14 protein-coding genes are annotated in these 16,588 nt (G+C 50.9%); 10 read left to right on the top strand and 4 right to left on the bottom strand.

The features are described from left to right. Positions 1–95: 95 nt before the first annotated feature. From E0496_RS05545 to E0496_RS05535, 3 genes are all read right to left on the bottom strand, one after another. Positions 96–2,252 (bottom strand): YhgE/Pip domain-containing protein, encoded by a 2,157-nt coding sequence (locus tag E0496_RS05545; RefSeq protein WP_141500655.1) that lies wholly within the window; start codon positions 2,250–2,252, stop codon positions 96–98. A gap of 249 nt (positions 2,253–2,501) precedes the next feature. Continuing rightward, positions 2,502–3,524 carry an LLM class flavin-dependent oxidoreductase gene (locus E0496_RS05540; protein WP_141500654.1) on the bottom strand — a complete coding sequence of 341 codons (1,023 nt, stop codon included), beginning with the start codon at positions 3,522–3,524 and terminating at the stop codon, positions 2,502–2,504. Positions 3,525–3,666: 142 nt separating this feature from the next. Next, positions 3,667–4,386, bottom strand: a complete 720-nt coding sequence (locus E0496_RS05535) for a 3-ketoacyl-ACP reductase (protein ID WP_141500653.1) — start codon at positions 4,384–4,386, stop codon at positions 3,667–3,669. 288 nt (positions 4,387–4,674) lie between these two features. Here E0496_RS05535 and E0496_RS05530 point away from each other — a divergent pair, with 288 nt between their 5' ends. From E0496_RS05530 to E0496_RS05515, 4 genes are all read left to right on the top strand, one after another. Further along, positions 4,675–5,040, top strand: a complete 366-nt coding sequence (locus E0496_RS05530; RefSeq protein ID WP_175598015.1) for a winged helix-turn-helix transcriptional regulator — start codon at positions 4,675–4,677, stop codon at positions 5,038–5,040. Positions 5,041–5,172: 132 nt separating this feature from the next. Then, positions 5,173–5,805, top strand: a complete 633-nt coding sequence (hxlA, locus tag E0496_RS05525; RefSeq protein ID WP_139996747.1) for a 3-hexulose-6-phosphate synthase — start codon at positions 5,173–5,175, stop codon at positions 5,803–5,805. Positions 5,806–5,810: 5 nt separating this feature from the next. Further along, the gene (gene hxlB / locus E0496_RS05520) at positions 5,811–6,368 is read left to right on the top strand and encodes a 6-phospho-3-hexuloisomerase (RefSeq protein WP_338325824.1); all 558 of its coding nucleotides are present in this window, start codon (positions 5,811–5,813) and stop codon (positions 6,366–6,368) included. Positions 6,369–6,548: 180 nt separating this feature from the next. Then, the gene (locus E0496_RS05515) at positions 6,549–7,262 is read left to right on the top strand and encodes an HAD family hydrolase (RefSeq protein WP_141500650.1); all 714 of its coding nucleotides are present in this window, start codon (positions 6,549–6,551) and stop codon (positions 7,260–7,262) included. A 10-nt stretch (positions 7,263–7,272) separates the two neighbouring features. Here the strand turns inward: E0496_RS05515 and E0496_RS05510 are convergent, their stop codons facing one another. Next, the gene (locus E0496_RS05510) at positions 7,273–9,045 is read right to left on the bottom strand and encodes a PucR family transcriptional regulator (RefSeq protein WP_141500649.1); all 1,773 of its coding nucleotides are present in this window, start codon (positions 9,043–9,045) and stop codon (positions 7,273–7,275) included. A gap of 180 nt (positions 9,046–9,225) precedes the next feature. Between E0496_RS05510 and E0496_RS05505 the strand changes: the two genes are divergently transcribed. The 6 genes from E0496_RS05505 to E0496_RS05480 are packed head-to-tail and all read left to right on the top strand — an operon-like array spanning position 9,226 to position 16,427. Next, the gene (locus E0496_RS05505) at positions 9,226–10,464 is read left to right on the top strand and encodes an amidohydrolase family protein (protein WP_141500648.1); all 1,239 of its coding nucleotides are present in this window, start codon (positions 9,226–9,228) and stop codon (positions 10,462–10,464) included. Between the two features lie 32 nt (positions 10,465–10,496). After that, entirely contained in the window at positions 10,497–11,744 is a 1,248-nt protein-coding gene (locus E0496_RS05500; RefSeq protein WP_161601322.1) for an ABC transporter substrate-binding protein, read from the top strand. A 27-nt stretch (positions 11,745–11,771) separates the two neighbouring features. Then, complete coding sequence (locus E0496_RS05495; protein ID WP_161601321.1) at positions 11,772–12,653, top strand: branched-chain amino acid ABC transporter permease; 882 nt, start codon at positions 11,772–11,774, stop codon at positions 12,651–12,653. A 25-nt stretch (positions 12,654–12,678) separates the two neighbouring features. Further along, positions 12,679–14,508, top strand: coding sequence for a branched-chain amino acid ABC transporter ATP-binding protein/permease (locus tag E0496_RS05490; RefSeq protein ID WP_141500645.1), 1,830 nt, complete (start codon positions 12,679–12,681; stop codon positions 14,506–14,508). Further along, positions 14,495–15,211, top strand: a complete 717-nt coding sequence (locus tag E0496_RS05485) for an ABC transporter ATP-binding protein (protein ID WP_206669714.1) — start codon at positions 14,495–14,497, stop codon at positions 15,209–15,211. The genes E0496_RS05490 and E0496_RS05485 overlap by 14 nt, the downstream gene beginning before the upstream one ends. 28 nt (positions 15,212–15,239) lie before the next feature. Further along, on the top strand, positions 15,240–16,427 hold the full coding sequence (locus E0496_RS05480; RefSeq protein ID WP_141500644.1) for an amidohydrolase family protein: 1,188 nt from the start codon (positions 15,240–15,242) through the stop codon (positions 16,425–16,427). Positions 16,428–16,588: the final 161 nt, after the last annotated feature.

The following is a 16,588-nucleotide window of genomic DNA, read 5'->3' as shown; positions in this document are numbered from 1 at the left end:
AACCTTTTTGAATGGGTTGGCTCAAAACTCTTTAATTACCCTACTTAGATTGTGAAATCTTCGATGAAGATAGGCGGCATTTTGAACAGGCTCTTTTAGTGGATTAAGCCACTTTGCTTCGCTTTTTCCAGCATTTTGACGGCGTAGCGGTTAATCCATTTCTTTAAGGCGAGTCCCATAACTAGAGCGGCGCCGGAAAAAACCGCCAAGGCAATCAGGTCTCTGACGACAATATCCCACAAAATCCCACCCACGGCCTCGCGCATCATGCTAATCGCATAGGTAAAGGGCAAGAACGGATGGATCGCTTGGAAAAAAGGCGGCGTAACCTGAATAGGGAACGTACCCCCAGAGCCGGCAAGCTGAAGCACGAGCAGAACGATAGCCATTGCTTTGCCGACATTGCCGAATACGGACACCAGCGTGTACACGATAAGCATAAATACCGCGCTGAGCACCAAGCCGAACAAGATGAACCACGCTTTATCCGCCACATAAGCTTGGAGGAGCCAAATATCACCAGCCGTCACAAGCACGGACTGAAGCAGCGCAATAGTAAGGAAAGTGAGAAAGCGGCCGAAATAGATGTGGTAGCTACGGTACTTATTCTCATCATCATGGACATCCACGCTGAGCAGGGACACAAGCAATAGAGCCCCCACCCATAACGACAACGTCGTAAAAAATGGCGACATCGCAGAGCCGTAATTCGGAATCGGATAGAGCCGATTTTCTTTCAGGACGACTGGTTCTGCGAAGAAGGCCCCCTCGCGTTCCGCATCGTTCTTGAGGAGATCGACAAGTTCATTCAAATTCCCTTCCTTTTCCAGGTCGCGTATGCGCTGTGCGAAATCTTTAACCCGCTGCTCAGCAGCAGGCAGGTTCTGCTTTATTTTCGCTAGTTCCTTGCTGCCGGTCTCGAGCCCTTTGGCGGCATCGTTCACGATTTGCAGGGCGCTTGGCATATTTTTGTTCGCTGCTGCGAGTATTGACTGTGCGTCCGCTGCGGCTTGCTTGGCTTTGCCTACTACTTGCTGGATGCGAGGCAAAATGTCGGAATCATAGCGGCTCAGCAGGTCATTTAACATGGCAGAGGTCTCCACTGACAAGGTATTAAGCCGGTCGATGAGCGCCGCAGGGGGCTGCTCGCCCTTCTTGATAGCCGCATGAATTTGCTGTACAACCGCAAGCTGCTGCCCGAAGCGGGTATTGATTTGCTTTAAACGATCAATGGTAGGCGTGAGGAGCTTGCTTCCCGTCGAAGCCGATTCATTTAGACGCTCCAGCAGCTTAATTGTTCCTCCCGTAACGGAGACTGCGCTGGTAAGCCGTTTCTCGGCTAGGACAAGCGCAGCCAGTAGGGTCTCCGGATCTACATCCGCTCCTTGCAAAATAGAGGTTAGCTCCTCGATCGCGCCAGCCGTTTGGAGCAGAAGCTGCAAATCCTGCTTGATTAGCGGGCCAGCCGTGTCGAGTGCAGCCGTGCTCTGGTCAAAAAAACTGCCCAGCTGCTTCGTGAACGCTTCCCCTTCCTTCGCGAGCTTAGCGGCCTTCGGCAGCTCGGTTTGGACGGAAGCGACGATTTTCTTCGATTTATCGAGGTCTGTTGATGCCAGCGCTACGGCCTCATTAATTTTAGGAATGAGCGCCTCTAGCTTGAACACGGTGCTTCTAACTTGCTCAATGGCCGGCCGGTTTTCCTCCAGCTCTATGCCAATCTGATTGAAAATACGAAAAATCGTCTCGTTAGCCGTTTTGACGAAGCTGCTGCGGACTTCCTCAATAATGCCGCTTGCTCCTTTTTGGGCAATTTTAGGGGAAACCGCGTTTATTTTTTCATTTACGGCGTAATCCAGCTCCGCTTGCTGCAAATTGTCGGAAAGCACAGTCGCCATTTTGGCGGAAAAATCGACAGGGATTGTAATGCTGGCATAGTATTCGCCATGCTTCACGCCCGCAAGCGCGTTTTTCTCGTCAACGAAAACCCAGCCGATCTTCTTATTTTCCTTCAAGGAGGCAATAATTTCATCGCCAACCCGTATCGGCGTGCCGCGCAGCTCAGCGCCCTCATCATTGTTCACGACAGCAATGGCGAGCGAACTGGTCTGTCCGTAAGGGTCCCATGAGGCTTTAATATTGAACCACGCGTAAAGGGATGGCAAGCAGGCGAGTCCGATAATAATGATGGCTGCGGCGCTGTTTCGCAAAATATGGCGAAGATCTTTGGCGTAAATGGACAAAATATGGCTCAATATGTTCGACCTCCCAAAAATGCTAGTCTTAGTATTTCTGATTTCGCCAAAATCTACCCATCAATGCGAATATGGGAAAAAAGCATAGAAAAAAGCAGCAGCTCGGCAATACGTGCAGAGCTGCTGCTTCGGATTTAAAGGCTAGAATAGCCTTTTAGCTATAAAGGTAGAGCCTGCCTTCTAAAGGTACGGAAAGAAATTAGTTGTGCACACAAGTCGCTATGGCCGTTCGTTCTTCTTGCTTTGCGGTTACTGTGCAGCTTCGCGGCTTTCGTTCACAATCTCGGAGAGCAGCTCGAAGGAGCGAAGTCGTGCGCCATGGTCATAGATCTGGCTGACGACGATCATTTCATCGGCTTCTGTCTCTTCCAGAATGGCGTTTAACCGATCTCGAACGGTTGCTTTCGTACCGGCAATCGTAAAGCTAAGCTGTTTTCGGACCATCATTTTCTCTTGTTCACTCCATAGTCCGTCCATGCTATCCACGGGAGGATTGAGCTGCCCCATGCGTCCGCGGATGAGGTTTAGAAATGCCTGTTCTTGCGAAGTTGCGAGAAATTTGGCGGCTTCTTCCGTTTCCGCAATAATGACATTCACGCCAATCATGGCGTAAGGCTTCTCCAGCTCCGCAGAAGGACGGAAGTTGTCTCGGTAAAGCTTTAGGGCTGGCAGTACGAAATCCGGTGCGAAATGGCTGGCGAAAGCAAACGGAAGGCCATGATGCCCCGCAAGCTGCGCGCTAAAGCCGCTGGAGCCAAGCAGCCAGATCGGCACGCTCAGTCCTTCGCCGGGAATTGCTCTTGGCATAACCGCACGCGATTCATCGGTCGGATTGAAATAATGGCGAAGCTCATTAAGCTGTTCGGGGAAATCCTCGCCGTTGCTGCCAAGTCCGCGCCGCAGCGCTCGAGCGGCAATATGGTCCGAGCCGGGCGCTCTGCCAAGGCCGAGATCAATTCGTCCGGGATACATGGATTCAAGCGTTCCGAATTGCTCGGCTATGACGAGCGGAGCGTGATTTGGCAGCATGATGCCACCGGAGCCGACACGGATTTTTTCTGTACCTGCGGCTACATACCCTATGACGACCGAGGTCGCGGAGCTTGCGATGCCAGGCATGTTATGATGCTCCGCCAGCCAGTAGCGGTGATAGCCCCATTTTTCGGCATGCTGGGCCAAATCTAGCGTATTCCGGAACGAGGCAGCAGGCGTGCCGCCGGTGACGATAGGTGCAAGATCCAAAATGGACAGGGGAATCGTATGAATAGACATAATCGCATGAACCTCCTAAGCAATGAGTAAAAGGGTAGACCGTTCCGAGAAAGGATAGGTAGTGATTTGCGGAAATTCGAGATTAGACATAAAACCCCAAGCGCCAAGGAGAGGCGAGGGGCTGCATCAGTTGAGCAGAATTTTATTGCGGATTGGTTGTCCAAATGCCCGCGGTTTTAATGAACACGCGTTCCGGCAGCTTGAGGGCAGCGAGCACAAGCTCGGCCATATCCTCCGCTTGCATCATGCGGTCCTCGTCACCGATTTTTAGTCCGGCGTTCGAAGCCAGCTCGGTGTTGACGGTGCTTGGCGTTAGTGCCGTAACTCGGATGTTCGATTTGCGAACCTCCTGCATGAGCGCCTCAGTCATGCCGATGACGGCGAATTTGGACGCGCAGTAAGCGGAGCCCGTGGCGAAGCCGCGCTCGCCTGCCGTGGAGGCAATATTGATAATGCTGCCGCTGCTTTGTGCAAGCATCGTAGGAAGCGCTGCGCGTGTCACATAGTAAGTGCCCATAACATTAGTCTGAATAATGCACTCCCACTGCTCAGGCTCCATGTCGAGAAGGGTGCCGAACGTTCCAATACCGGCATTGTTGATCAGAATATCAATGGAGCCAAGGCTTTCCTTCAAGGCTTCTATCGCTTGATCCACATCTGATTTTACCGCTATGTCCGCAGTGGCAATATGTACACTAACCCCATATTTGCTAATTAGCTCTGCTTGAAGTGCTTCCAAGTCGGCGCTTGTCCGGGCAAGCAGGCCGAGGTTGACGCCTTCTCCAGCCAGTGCTGTGGCAATCGCTTTGCCTATTCCCTTGCCTGCGCCGGTAATGATGGCTGATCTATTTTTTAATTCCATGCTAATCTCTCCCTTGTTTCTTGCGTATTGTTTAATTCGTATGAACCAGCCTAGGTATGATATCCTTTTAACAAGTCATGGCATACGTTAAGCTCTCTTATTATGCTACACCACACGGAAGGCAAGTATCAACTTTTAAGAAATCTAAGCTTGAATCGTTTGCGAGATCATAAATAATAATGATGCGAAATCGGACGTAAGAGAGTTTTGGAATAAGAAAACATTCGGCAATATGGAGCTTTTTGCGTAAGAAGTTGTTATTTTTCGAGTTTAATCAATATCGATCGTATGATTTGGACACTAAAGGAGTCGTTTGTGTTGGGAGATCAGCATTTTAAAGAAACCGTGGAGTTGACCTTGAAGGTGATTGGCGGCAAGTGGAAGCCGGTTATTCTTTGCCATTTGACGGAGGGAACGCACCGCTTCGGCGAGCTGAAACGGGAAATGCCCGCCATTACCCAAAAAATGCTTACGCAGCAGCTGCGTGAATTGGAGGAGGATGCGATTATCGACCGAAAAGTCTATGTGCAGGTGCCTCCTAAGGTTGAATATTCATTAACGGAATACGGGTTAACGGTGAAAGAGCTGCTCAATGTTATGTCGCAATGGGGAGAGCAGCACCAAGAAAGACACCCGCGGGAGCAGGGGGAATAGGAGAAAAAACTTCTCATAGTTACCAAATGGATACTACGTTCCGTAAAAGTGCGTACTGTTTTATTTGCCTATGACGGTCTAGAATAGGGTTTGTCAGTGAAACAAACACAACCTATGAGGAGTGAACGATAAATGAAATTGCAATTAGCGTTGGATCTTGTTGATATTCCGGGTGCGATTGAAGTCGTGAAGCAAGTGGAGTCTTATGTGGATATCGTGGAGATCGGTACGCCGATCGTTATTAACGAAGGACTGCATGCAGTCAAAGCGCTTAAGGAGGCTTTTCCCAACCTAGCGGTACTTGCGGATTTGAAAATCATGGATGCAGGCGGCTACGAAGTGATGAAGGCAGCTGAAGCTGGCGCGGATATCGTAACGATTCTTGGCGTAGCTGAGGATGCGAGCATTAAGGGTGCGGTCGAGGAAGCCAAAAAACAAGGAAAGCAAATATTGGTGGACATGATCGCAGTGAAAAATTTGGCAGAGCGTGCTGCTCAGGTTGATTCATTTGGCGTAGACTATATCTGCGTACACACCGGTTATGATCTGCAAGCAGAAGGACAAAACTCTTTTGAGGATCTTCGCACGATTAAAGCCGTTGTCAAAAATGCAAAGGTTGCTGTTGCTGGCGGGATTAAGCTAAGCACGTTGCCGGAAGTCATTGCCGTGGGTCCTGACCTGGTTATCGTAGGCGGCGGGATTACAGGACAAGCCGACATGCAGGCTGCTGCTTCTGAGATGCAGCAATTGATTAAACAAGGTTAATGATGATGTCCAAATCATCCAAACTGGCAGTAGTCTTGGACGAGCTAAATCGTGCTGCAGAGCAGCTAGCGGGCGAACAGCTGGAGCAGTTAGCTGATGCGATCAGCTCTGCTGGCCGCGTGTTCGTAGCAGGGGCAGGACGCTCAGGTCTAATGATGCGGGCGTTTGCAATGCGGCTTATGCATTTGGGCCTTGATGTGTATGTGGTTGGCGACACGGTCACCCGCAGCTTAAGCAAGGGAGACCTGCTCTTGATCGGCTCAGGCTCGGGCGAGACCAAATCACTTGTGCCGATGGTCCATAAAGCGTTAAGCTTGGAAGCCCGCGTGGGGGCATTGACGCTTTCCGAAGCCTCGACCATTGGCGAACTGGCAGATATCGTAGTGAAGCTGCCTGGTGCGCCAAAGGATCAGGATGGGGAAGATGCTTCAACGGTTCAGCCGATGGGTTCTTTGTTTGAACAAATGCTTCTGCTCGTATGCGATGCTGTCATCCTGCAACTGATGGACAGGCAGGAGCTGACGGGCAAAGCCATGTATGGCAATCACGCGAATTTGGAATAGTTTGATCTAGATGCGAGAGACAAGCCCAGCGGTCATGTTGACGGTGGGCGGGTCTCTTTTTTTGTTGTCCATCTAGCCGGCATATATGGTAATATCAGAGAAAAGGTATTAATGCCGAAAGTCAAACGAGCCACAGACCGTTGTGCAAGCGTTTGCGCATTGAGATAGGGAGGACTTAGCCTGTATCAAACCTATATTTTTGATTTGTACGGCACATTAATTGATATACAGACAGATGAAGAAAGTCAGCAGCTGTGGGAGAATATGGCTCTCTACTTTCGATATAACGGCATGAACGTTTCCGGCCAAGCCTTGCAGGCGCTCACGCTCTGCCATATGGAGCAGCACTTGGAAGTGGGCAGGGGGCGATGCGAATACCCCGATTATGTCATGGAGGATGTATTTGCTGACGTTGTGAGGAAGCTGAAAGGGCGTGCAAATACAGCGTGGCTGCAAGAAACGGTCAGATGGTTCCGAATATTGTCGATGCGCAAGCTGATGCTGTATGAAGGCGCTATCGAGGTGCTTAACGGATTAAGACGTCAGGGAAAAAAGATCTATTTACTCTCCAACGGGCAAAAAACGTTTATTGAAATGGAGCTGAAATCGTTGGGGATCGACCGTTGTTTCGATGGAATAGCGATCTCGTCGGTGGCCGGGATCAGTAAGCCCGACCCTCTTTTTTATGCGTATTTATGCGGTAAGTATCAAGTCAATTTAACCGCCGCGCTGATGATTGGCAATGATCCTCGAACGGACATGGAAGGTGCTCGCCGGGTGGGCATTGACGGCTGTTATCTTCGCACAAGCGCGTCTCCTGTTCATCTATTGGAAACCAAAAGCAAGTGGCTGATCGAAGATGGCGATTTGCGAAAGATTCCAGGTTGGCGTTAGCTGAATGGGGCTAACGCCCAAAATCTCCCGAGCTTCGGTTCACGGAGTCGCTTTTCCCCGCATGCAAGAGGGGCAGAATGGCGAAGGCAAGTCGGAAGCGAAGGCTCTCTACAGGATCCTTAAGCTTAATACCCATCAGCTTCTCGCATTTGTCCAATCGGTAAATCACAGTATTCCTGTGGACAAAAAGCTGCTTGGCTGTCTCCACGAGCTGGCACTGGGTATCGTAATACACGTGCAGCGTGCGCATCAGCTCCTTTTGCTCATTCTCCTCCATGGTAGACAAGCATTGGAACGTTTCCTCATAAAATTGTTTCAGCTCATCGTAGGGGATCATTCGGAAGAGATAGCTGATGTCCTTAGATTGATACGATTGGATGAACCTCGTTTTTTTCATTTGATACCCGATATGAAGCGCCTTAACAGCTTCGTTATAGGAAATCCCAATATCCAGCACATTCGTCACCGGATTCCCTATGCCAAGCGAGATGCTCAGTTGTGACTGCAATTCCAGCTGCTCCTGCATGGCTGCCAACTGCTTCAGGAAAACACTCTCCTCCCATTCCGATTCCCTAATGCACATGAGCATGCCAAACAAATCATTTTTAGTGAACATGACAGGCGCTTCTCCAAGCTGCGAGAATTGCCGTTTAATCAGCTCATACTGGACATCCCGCTCTGAGATCAGACGCTCGTCAGCTAGTGGCGCAGCGTTTTTTGTCATGCTTGTCAGGATAGTGGAACTTTCGTCTTTGCGAGCAGCGAGGAGCAGCCAAGTCTCCTTTTGCTTGAGGCCGTATTTTTTGCCGCGATGCAGTGCTTCTTGCTCGGAGCTGATAAACCCATCGATCAAATCGGAGAAAAACTCGTTTTTGTACCGTCGTGACCGCTCCTTCACTGCATGGAGCTTAGTCATCTCCATACCTATGACGTTGGCGGCCTGCTCCAGCGTTAAGCTGTACTGGGTCGAAGCGGCCTCGTGGGGCTGGAAAGCAATGAGGTAGCCTTCATGGCGATAGGTGAATACCGGATAAATGGCCATGTAGCGATGTTTCCGCAGCGCAGGGTCAAGCAGGCAAAGCTGAACAGCGGCAGGCAGGGCCGGAATATCGCTTAACAGCTTATTACCGACTGTCATTAGCGGATGCAAGCTCGGCTGCTTGAAATGATAGGAATGCGCGGTCACCTGCAGCTTGCTGCCGAGCAGGAGGATCGGCGAGGATAGGAGCTGCGTCAGCGCGCCAATCATTTGGGGAATGCCGTTCCCCTTCATGATCATTTCGGAAAACTGTTTGTGAATGGTCAGCGAATACTGCAATTCATCGTTTTTGTTATCCAGAATCAAGCTGGTGGAGCGCTGCAATAGTTCGCCAAGCGAATAGTCCACGGACGAGATTTCGATGATCGGAAAATGAATCCGATTGGCTTCGTCAATCACCTCCTGCGGAATGTCCAGCGCAAACCGTTTTGTTTTGACCGCGAGCCCCGAGCATTTCAGATGATTCATTTTGCTCATGAGCTCTAGCAGCATAGAAGGTGTCTCTTTCATGAAATAGCCGTTCGTGAGCAGCAGCTCGCCGGGTCTTAAGAAATGGATAATATCAGGCGCATCCATAATATTAACGGTCTGAACGGTACGCGTTAAGCCGCTTTGCCCTGCAATAACCTTTGCTTTGGCAAAAACGGCATTCGAAAGCAATTGCTCAAGCAGCATAGGGTCCATCCTTCCATTCTTCGTGATGATATAAAAACTAACACCAATTTGGTTTGTTGTAAAGGGCATGCTGGACGAATGATCCAAAGAATAGAAGAACCTTTGGATCTATTGAACAATGACAGCAGCTAAACGAAAAGTTATGCTTTTTTTAAGAGATTATATGTCAAAAAACATAACACAACAGAGGGCTGTTTTTTCAGTTTCCACTCAAAATCATCATAAAATGTGTCAGTAGAGGTGAGAGCATTGCTTGATTTACTTCTTACACAAGTACGGCTTCAACAGGAAACCGCACTTATGGATGTTGGCGTAAGACAAGGGCGTTTCACGTATCTTGCCCCTAGCCAACCGAATCATAGGCCGGATGCGCTTCAAACGGAGGATGGAGCAGGAGGGATGCTGTTACCGGGGTTCATAGAACCGCATATACACCTGGAGAAAGCTTATCTGCTCTCTCGTATGGAGCAAGAGGCAGCATCCTTGCAAGATGCGATTCGCATGACTGCGGAGATGAAGCATGGGTTTACAAAGGAAGACATGCAGGAGAGATCACTCACGGTTATCCGTGAAGCCGTTCGCAGCGGTGTTACCCATATGCGCTGCCATGCCGAGGTTGATCCGATTCTTGGGTTGTCTGCGTTTGAAGCGGCGCTTGAGCTGAAGGAGCGAGTAAAGCCGGTACTGGATTTGCAAATCGTTGTTTTCCCACAGGAGGGCATAGCCCAAAGCCCTGGGACGGCAGAGCTTATGGATGAGGCTATGCGCCTTGGAGGGGATGTTGTTGGCGGCATTACGTACCAGGACGCTGATTTGAAGGAGCATTTGCGTTTTGTGTTCGATTTGGCCGAAAAGCATGGCAAGCCTATCGATTTCCACGCTGATTTTTCGGATAATCCCGAGCAGCTTGCCATTGCAGACATTGCGGCGAAAACGATAGCGGCAGGCATGCAGGGCTTAGTCGCTGCAGGACATGTCACTTCGCTTGGATCACTGGAGCATCATCGTGCGGTTTCGGTCGTGGAGCAAATCAAGAAGGCGGATCTCCAGATCATGAGTCTCCCAGCTACCGATTTGTACATCAACGGCAGAGGCGACCTAGAGAAACCAAGGCGCGGGTTAACGCCGATCGGCCTATTGCTTGAGCATAGCGTCAATGTCGTGATCGGGGTAAACAACGTGCGCAATCCGTTTACCCCTTTCGGAAAGGCAGATCCGCTGGAAACGGCGTGGCTGGTCGCGGTTTCCGCTTATATGGGAGGCGAAGCCGATGCTCGGCATTTGATTCATATGCTCACGGATGGGGCGGCTAGAGCACTTGGCGTGCAGGACTATGGGATACGTATCGGGGCGAAGGCGGATATGGTGCTGTTCGCCGTACAGACCGAACGCGATATTTTGCTGGATAAGCCAGAGCATCGAACGGTGTGGAAACGAGGCGTGAAATCGGCCGAGACGCGGGTATCCAGCGAGCTGCAAAGGTTTTGATGATAAAAACATATAGAGGAGTGGGTTTGAGGATGAAGAAGCAAAGCGGCAAGAAGTGGACACTGGGTTTATTGGTCGTTGTCATGATGTGGGTACTGGCAGCATGCGGCGGTGGCAATAGCGGCGGGAAGAACGCAGAAGCGGCTAACGCTCCGGCTTCCAGCGATGGAGCGGCAAGCAAGGAGCCGATTCTAATCGGCATGTCAACGGAAGCGACGGGCGATAACGCTATGAACTCGGTTAATCTTTATCAGGGCGTTCAGGTAGCGGTCGATCAAGTGAATGCTAAGGGCGGGATTGATGGACGCCTGGTTGAGCTGGTTGTGCGCGATACGGAGCAAAACCCGACGCGCGGCATCAGCATTATCCGTGATTTTAGCCAAAAGGAGAAGGTGCTTGCGGCTATTGGCGGTTTTCACAGTACGGTTATGCTGGCGCAGTCTCCAATCATTATGGAGGAAAAGTTCCCGTTTATGGTAGCCACCTCAAACGTTCCGGCATCGGTTGAATCCGGTATGCCATGGACGTTCGGCGTTCGGATGAACGCGAATATTACGGCGCAATATGCGCTCAAATTTATAAAAGAGCATTTCAATACGACAAAAATCGCGGTATTGCACGAGAACGGCGGTTACGGAAAAGGCGCGGCTGCCGCTATGACCAAGGTGCTGGAGGCTGAAGGGCTGAAGCCGGTTGCGGTGGAGTCCTTTGATAATGCCAAGGATAAAGACATGACCGCGCAGGTCAACCGTGCGAAGCAAGCGGGAGCAGAGGTCATCTACTTATTCGGTCAAGGCGCGGCGAATGGTTATGTGCTGCAAGCGATGGATAAGCTCGGCTGGAAGGTGCCGATTGTAGGCGAGAACGGCATGGCGAACAAGGGTGCCCAAGAAGTTGGCAAGGAGCTGGCGGAAGGCACGTATGCGATTCAAACGGCTAACTTCAACGTTGATCAGACACGTGAGACGGCAAAAGTATTTTTGGCAGACTTCACGGCGAAATTCGGCCATATTCCAACCACATTCGCCTCTGCGGCACAAGGCTATGACGGTGCGATGATGCTGTTCCAAGCGATCGAGAAAGCGGGCTTGTCCGGTGATTTGGCAAAGGACCGAGAGGCGATCAAAAATACGCTGGAGACGAATCTGGGCACTTACAGCGGCGTGATTAAGGATTGGGAGCAAGCCTTTACAACTGAAAATCACGATGCGGTGGACGTCAATTCCTACCTCATGTGCGTATGGAAGGACGGCAAGCTGGTCATTTCGGATAAGCAATAAGTTACTTCGTGGAAAAGAGGGATGGACATGTCGCTTATACTCCAGCTTGCCATTAGCGGGCTCTCGGTCGGCTGTCTCTATGCCTTGATCGCACTCGGCTACAGCTTGACGTTTGTCGTGAATGGCACGCTAAATATGTCGCAAGGACAGTTAGTTATGCTTGGCGGGGTGCTTATGTTCGGCTTTGCCGAGCTGGGGCACCTGCCCTTCTTCGTTTCCTTTCTGCTGGCTGCGCTCATAGTTGGGCTGTTGAATTTAGGCATAGAACGATTAGCGATCCGAAAGTTTGACAAAGGCGCGAATTCAATCGAATGGGTGCTTAGTACGATAGCGGTTGGCATTATTATTCAAGACGTTGCTCTTTATGTGAACGGTCCGGATGAAGGCGTTACTCCTTCGCCCATGGGAGATGAGATGCTTCGTATTGCTGGAGCAGGGATATATTGGAAAGAGTTTGTTTTTCTGCCGGTCGTTGCGGTATTGCTGGTGCTGTTAATTTTATTTTACAAAAAATCGCATTGGGGCTTATGGCTTCGGGCAACGGCGGACAATCGTACAGCCGTTGAAATAATGGGCATTAGCAGCAACAAGATTGTGGCGGTTGCGTATATGCTGAGCGGTTTGCTGGCAGGCATTGGCGGAGCCTTAATGTCTACGAACTATGCCGTTTCCGTAGATATTGGGCTTCCGCTCGGACTTAAGGCGATTTCGGTTGCGATTCTCGCCGGGGTTAACAATCCGAAGGGCATCGTCGCGGCAGGCTTGATTCTGGGCATTTCCGAGGCTTTCATTGGCCAGTACATCTCTACGGCATTCAGAGAGATGTTTGTGTATGGTTTGGTTATTCTGGTGCTGTATTGGAAGCCGATGGGGCTGTTTAATGCACGCAAAACGATAGTGAAAGTCTAGTGAGTTTAAGTCAGGGGGTGTGCAGATGAATCAGCTCATAGAGCGGAGCGCTGGCTACCGTGCAGCCGCAGGGTGGATTGCCGGCCTGGCAGCCATCGGGCTGCTTGCCGCAGGGCCATGGATGGTCGATACGTATTATTTGAACTTATTGTTTATGATCGGCATATTCGTTATTACGTGTACGGGCATGAATATTTTAATCGGCTATTGCGGCATCGTCTCCATTGGCCATGCGGGCTTAATGGCCATCGGCGCATATATGTCTTCTTTTCTCAGCACAAAATACGGCTTGTCCTTCTGGAGCGTAGTGCTGATCGGCATGGTCGTTTCGCTTCTTATTGGCAGCTTGATCGCCATTCCTACCATTCGAGCCGGTGGCGTCTATTTATCGATGATTACCATCGCCTTCGGTGTCGTGATTCATGAGGTGCTTATTCGGTGGGATGCTTTCTCCGGCGGCCCGCTTGGCATATCAGGAATAGCCAAGCCGCAGATTGGCGGTTATACCTTCGATCTGAAAGGCATGTATTTATTTGTACTAGTGATTTCAGCAGCTGCGCTTCTGCTTGCTCGCAATTTGCGGCGCTCCTCTTGGGGCAGGTCGATGATTGCGACGAAGGAAAATGAGATAGCCGCTGCATCGCTTGGCATTCGCAAGTTTGCGGTTCAGTATGCGGGCTTCGCAATTAGCTCGGTGTTAGCCGGACTATCGGGCGCGATTTATGCGCATGCCAATAGCTTTATTAGTCCGGACACGTACAATTTTCAGACCTCTGTCCAGCTGGTTCTCATCGTTATTTTAGGAGGAGCAGGCCGAGTGCTAGGACCGGTAATCGGCGCGGTTATTATCGTGTTTTTACCGGAGCTGCTTGATATGGAGAAGCTGCGTATGGCACTATACGGAGGCATTATGTTTGCTGTGCTTTTTTTTCTGCCGAAGGGCATCGTCGGTACGTTAGACAGCTGGCTTAGTCCTCGTATGAGGCGATTTGTCAGCATAAACCCAAGGCAGGCATCGTCGAAGCCTGAGGAGGCCAAAGCGTTGTTTGCTTCCCCTGTTCGGGCGGGTGGCCAGCCCATTCTTGTGCTTGAAGGAATCCAGAAATATTTTGGCGGGCTGCATGCCTTAAAAGAGGTGAGTCTTAAGGTAGAGGCGGGAACCATACATTCGTTGGTCGGTCCAAATGGGGCCGGCAAAACCACGCTGCTGAATGTCATCAGCGGATTATACAGCTCAGACCAGGGTCATTATACGCTGCGCGGGCAGCCGCTCATCCCGCGTTCCTTGTCGGCAGTTGCCGAGCTAGGTATTGCAAGGACGTTCCAGCATTCCCGTTTGTTCAAAGAGCTTAGCGTCCTTGAAAATGTGATGACAGGCCTAGCTAAGCGAGCGCAAAGCGGGCTTGGGGCATCCCTCCTAAGACTGCCCGGGCAGCTTCGCTCCGAGCGCCTCATGGAGGAGACCTCGCATGCGCTGTTGGATTTAATCGGCTATGAAGGCGATCGGGATATGCCGGCTAGCCAGCTCCCCTACGGGCATCAACGGATGGTAGAAATAGCGCGTGCGCTGGCGACAGCGCCTAGCCTGCTATTGCTCGACGAACCGGCAGCCGGAATGACGGCTTCGGAGATTGAGCAGCTGGAGCAGCTGCTTCGCAAGCTTGTCAGCCAAGGCTTGACGGTTATTTTAATCGAGCATCATATGGACTTTGTGCAGCGTGTATCGGATACGGTGACCGTGCTTGATTTTGGGAAAATAATCGGAACGGGCAGCCCGGAGCAAATGCTTAGCGATCCGCGAGTCATCCAAGCATATCTAGGTGCAGAGGAGGTGGCTGCCAGTGCTGAGCATTAAAGGACTTGAAGTGCGCTATGGCGCTATCCACGCTTTGAAGGGCGTGGATGTGGAGCTTAAAGAAGGTGAGATTGCAGCTGTGATTGGCTCCAACGGCGCGGGCAAAACAACGCTCCTGCAAGCCGTGCTTGGCCTTGTAAGACCTAATGCCGGCGTCATAGAGCTTGGCGGCAAGCCGATTACCCGTATGTCAGCGAACAAAACGTCAAATCTCGGCGTATCGCTTGTTCCGGAAGGCCGGGAGGTATTTGGCACCCTGACGGTTACTGAGAATTTGCGCATGGGGCTGAAGAAAAAAATCGGATCGGTCACGAAGCGGCAGTTCGAGAAAGAACTGGAGCTTGTATTCGAGAGGTTCCCCCGTCTGCATGAACGCCAGAATCAGCTGGCTTTCACGCTTAGCGGAGGCGAGCAGCAGATGCTCGTTCTCTCGCGTGCCATGATCAGTAAACCGAGACTGCTGCTGCTCGATGAGCCCTCACTCGGGTTAGCTCCTATTATCGTTAATGAAATTTTTGCTACCATAAACGAATTAGCATACGAAGGTACGGCGATTTTGCTAGTTGAGCAGATGGCGCACAAAGCGCTGTCCATTGCGAAGCGCGGTTACGTTGTAGATAACGGAAACATCACATTACACGGCTCGTCTACCGCTTTGCTGAATGATGATCGGATGATTAAAGCCTATTTGGGCGCACATTAACTATATGATGAAGTAGAGGGTGACGCAGGTGTCCATTACACAAATTAATCGTATCCGCATAAATGATCGTCTGTTTGATATCACGCTGGACTTGGAGAAAGGAATTATTTCGCATATAACGCCTAGCCATCCGGCTTCTGGAGGTGCGGTGGGAGCCGGGATTAGAGATGCGGAAGGACTGCACTATTTGCCGGCCATGACCGATATGCATATTCATTTGGATAAGCATTTTTTGGGCGAGCCATGGAAGCCGCTTCAGCCGTTTATCACATTGCCCGGGCAATTAAAGTTTGAAAAGTCTATGCTGGCATCGCTCCCAACTACGGTCGCTGAGCGCGCCCGCCGACTGATCGACCTGCTTCTACGCCAAGGAACGACTAAAATCCGAACGCATGTGGACGTTGATCCGCAAATTGGCATTTCCCATTTGGAGAATGTCCTGCAGGTCCGTGAGGAATACCGCGGCGTGATGGAAATTGAAATCGTCGCCTTCCCGCAGCAGGGGCTGCTCCGCTCGGATTCCATGCAAGTCATGAAGGATGCGCTGCGTGCTGGTGCCGAGTATGTCGGAGGCGTCGATCCTGCGGGATTGGACCGTCAGGTCGATCGCAGCCTTGAAGCCACATTCGAGCTGAGCGCTGAATTTAATGCAGGCGTCGATCTCCATTTGCATGACTCTGGACATTTGGGCTTGTATACGATTAGCCGTTTTGCGGAATTAACAGCTCAAGCTGGCAAAGGAGGCAGAGCGGCAGTCAGCCATGCCTATTGCTTAGGTCAGGTTACGGAGACGGAGTCGAGAGAGCTTGCACAGCAATTGAAAGCGAATGACGTAGCCATTATTACGAGTGTCCCGCTCGACAGGCCGATGCCGCGCGTAGACCAGCTGATTGCGGAAGGTGTTCGGGTATATGTAGGCTCTGACAATATACTCGATGCATGGAGCCCGTTTGGCAATGGTGATTTGCTTGCAAGAGGAGCGAAGTTGGCCGAGAAATTGGGCTGGATACTCGATGATGCGCTCCTTCAGACGTATCCGCTCATAGCGGCAGGCTCGCTTACACCACAAGTGGGCGACCCAGCGAGCTTCATGCTTGTGCCTGCCGTCAATGCGAAACATGCGATTGCATCGGCTCCCCTCCGTGAGGCTGCCTTCTCCAGAGGCAAGCTTATAGGCGGGAAATGGGCAGAAGCAGCGACAGGAGTTTTTGCTTGAAATATAGAAAAGTATATCATTTCGCTATTCTTTCTCTATATTTCTCGGAATGAAACGTGCTGCACCGCCAGAGGACGGCGTCAGCCGTTTCACCTTGGATCGAGCAGCATGCTCGTTCATACTGGGTTCATGATCCTTGTGTATAGTTGACTTTCGTTAGG

It is taken from the genome of Paenibacillus luteus (assembly GCF_006542765.1).
GTDB classification, from domain to species: domain Bacteria; phylum Bacillota; class Bacilli; order Paenibacillales; family Paenibacillaceae; genus Pristimantibacillus; species Pristimantibacillus luteus.
The sequence above is the reverse complement of the archived record's forward strand: the minus strand, read 5'-3'. Positions and strand labels throughout refer to the sequence as shown.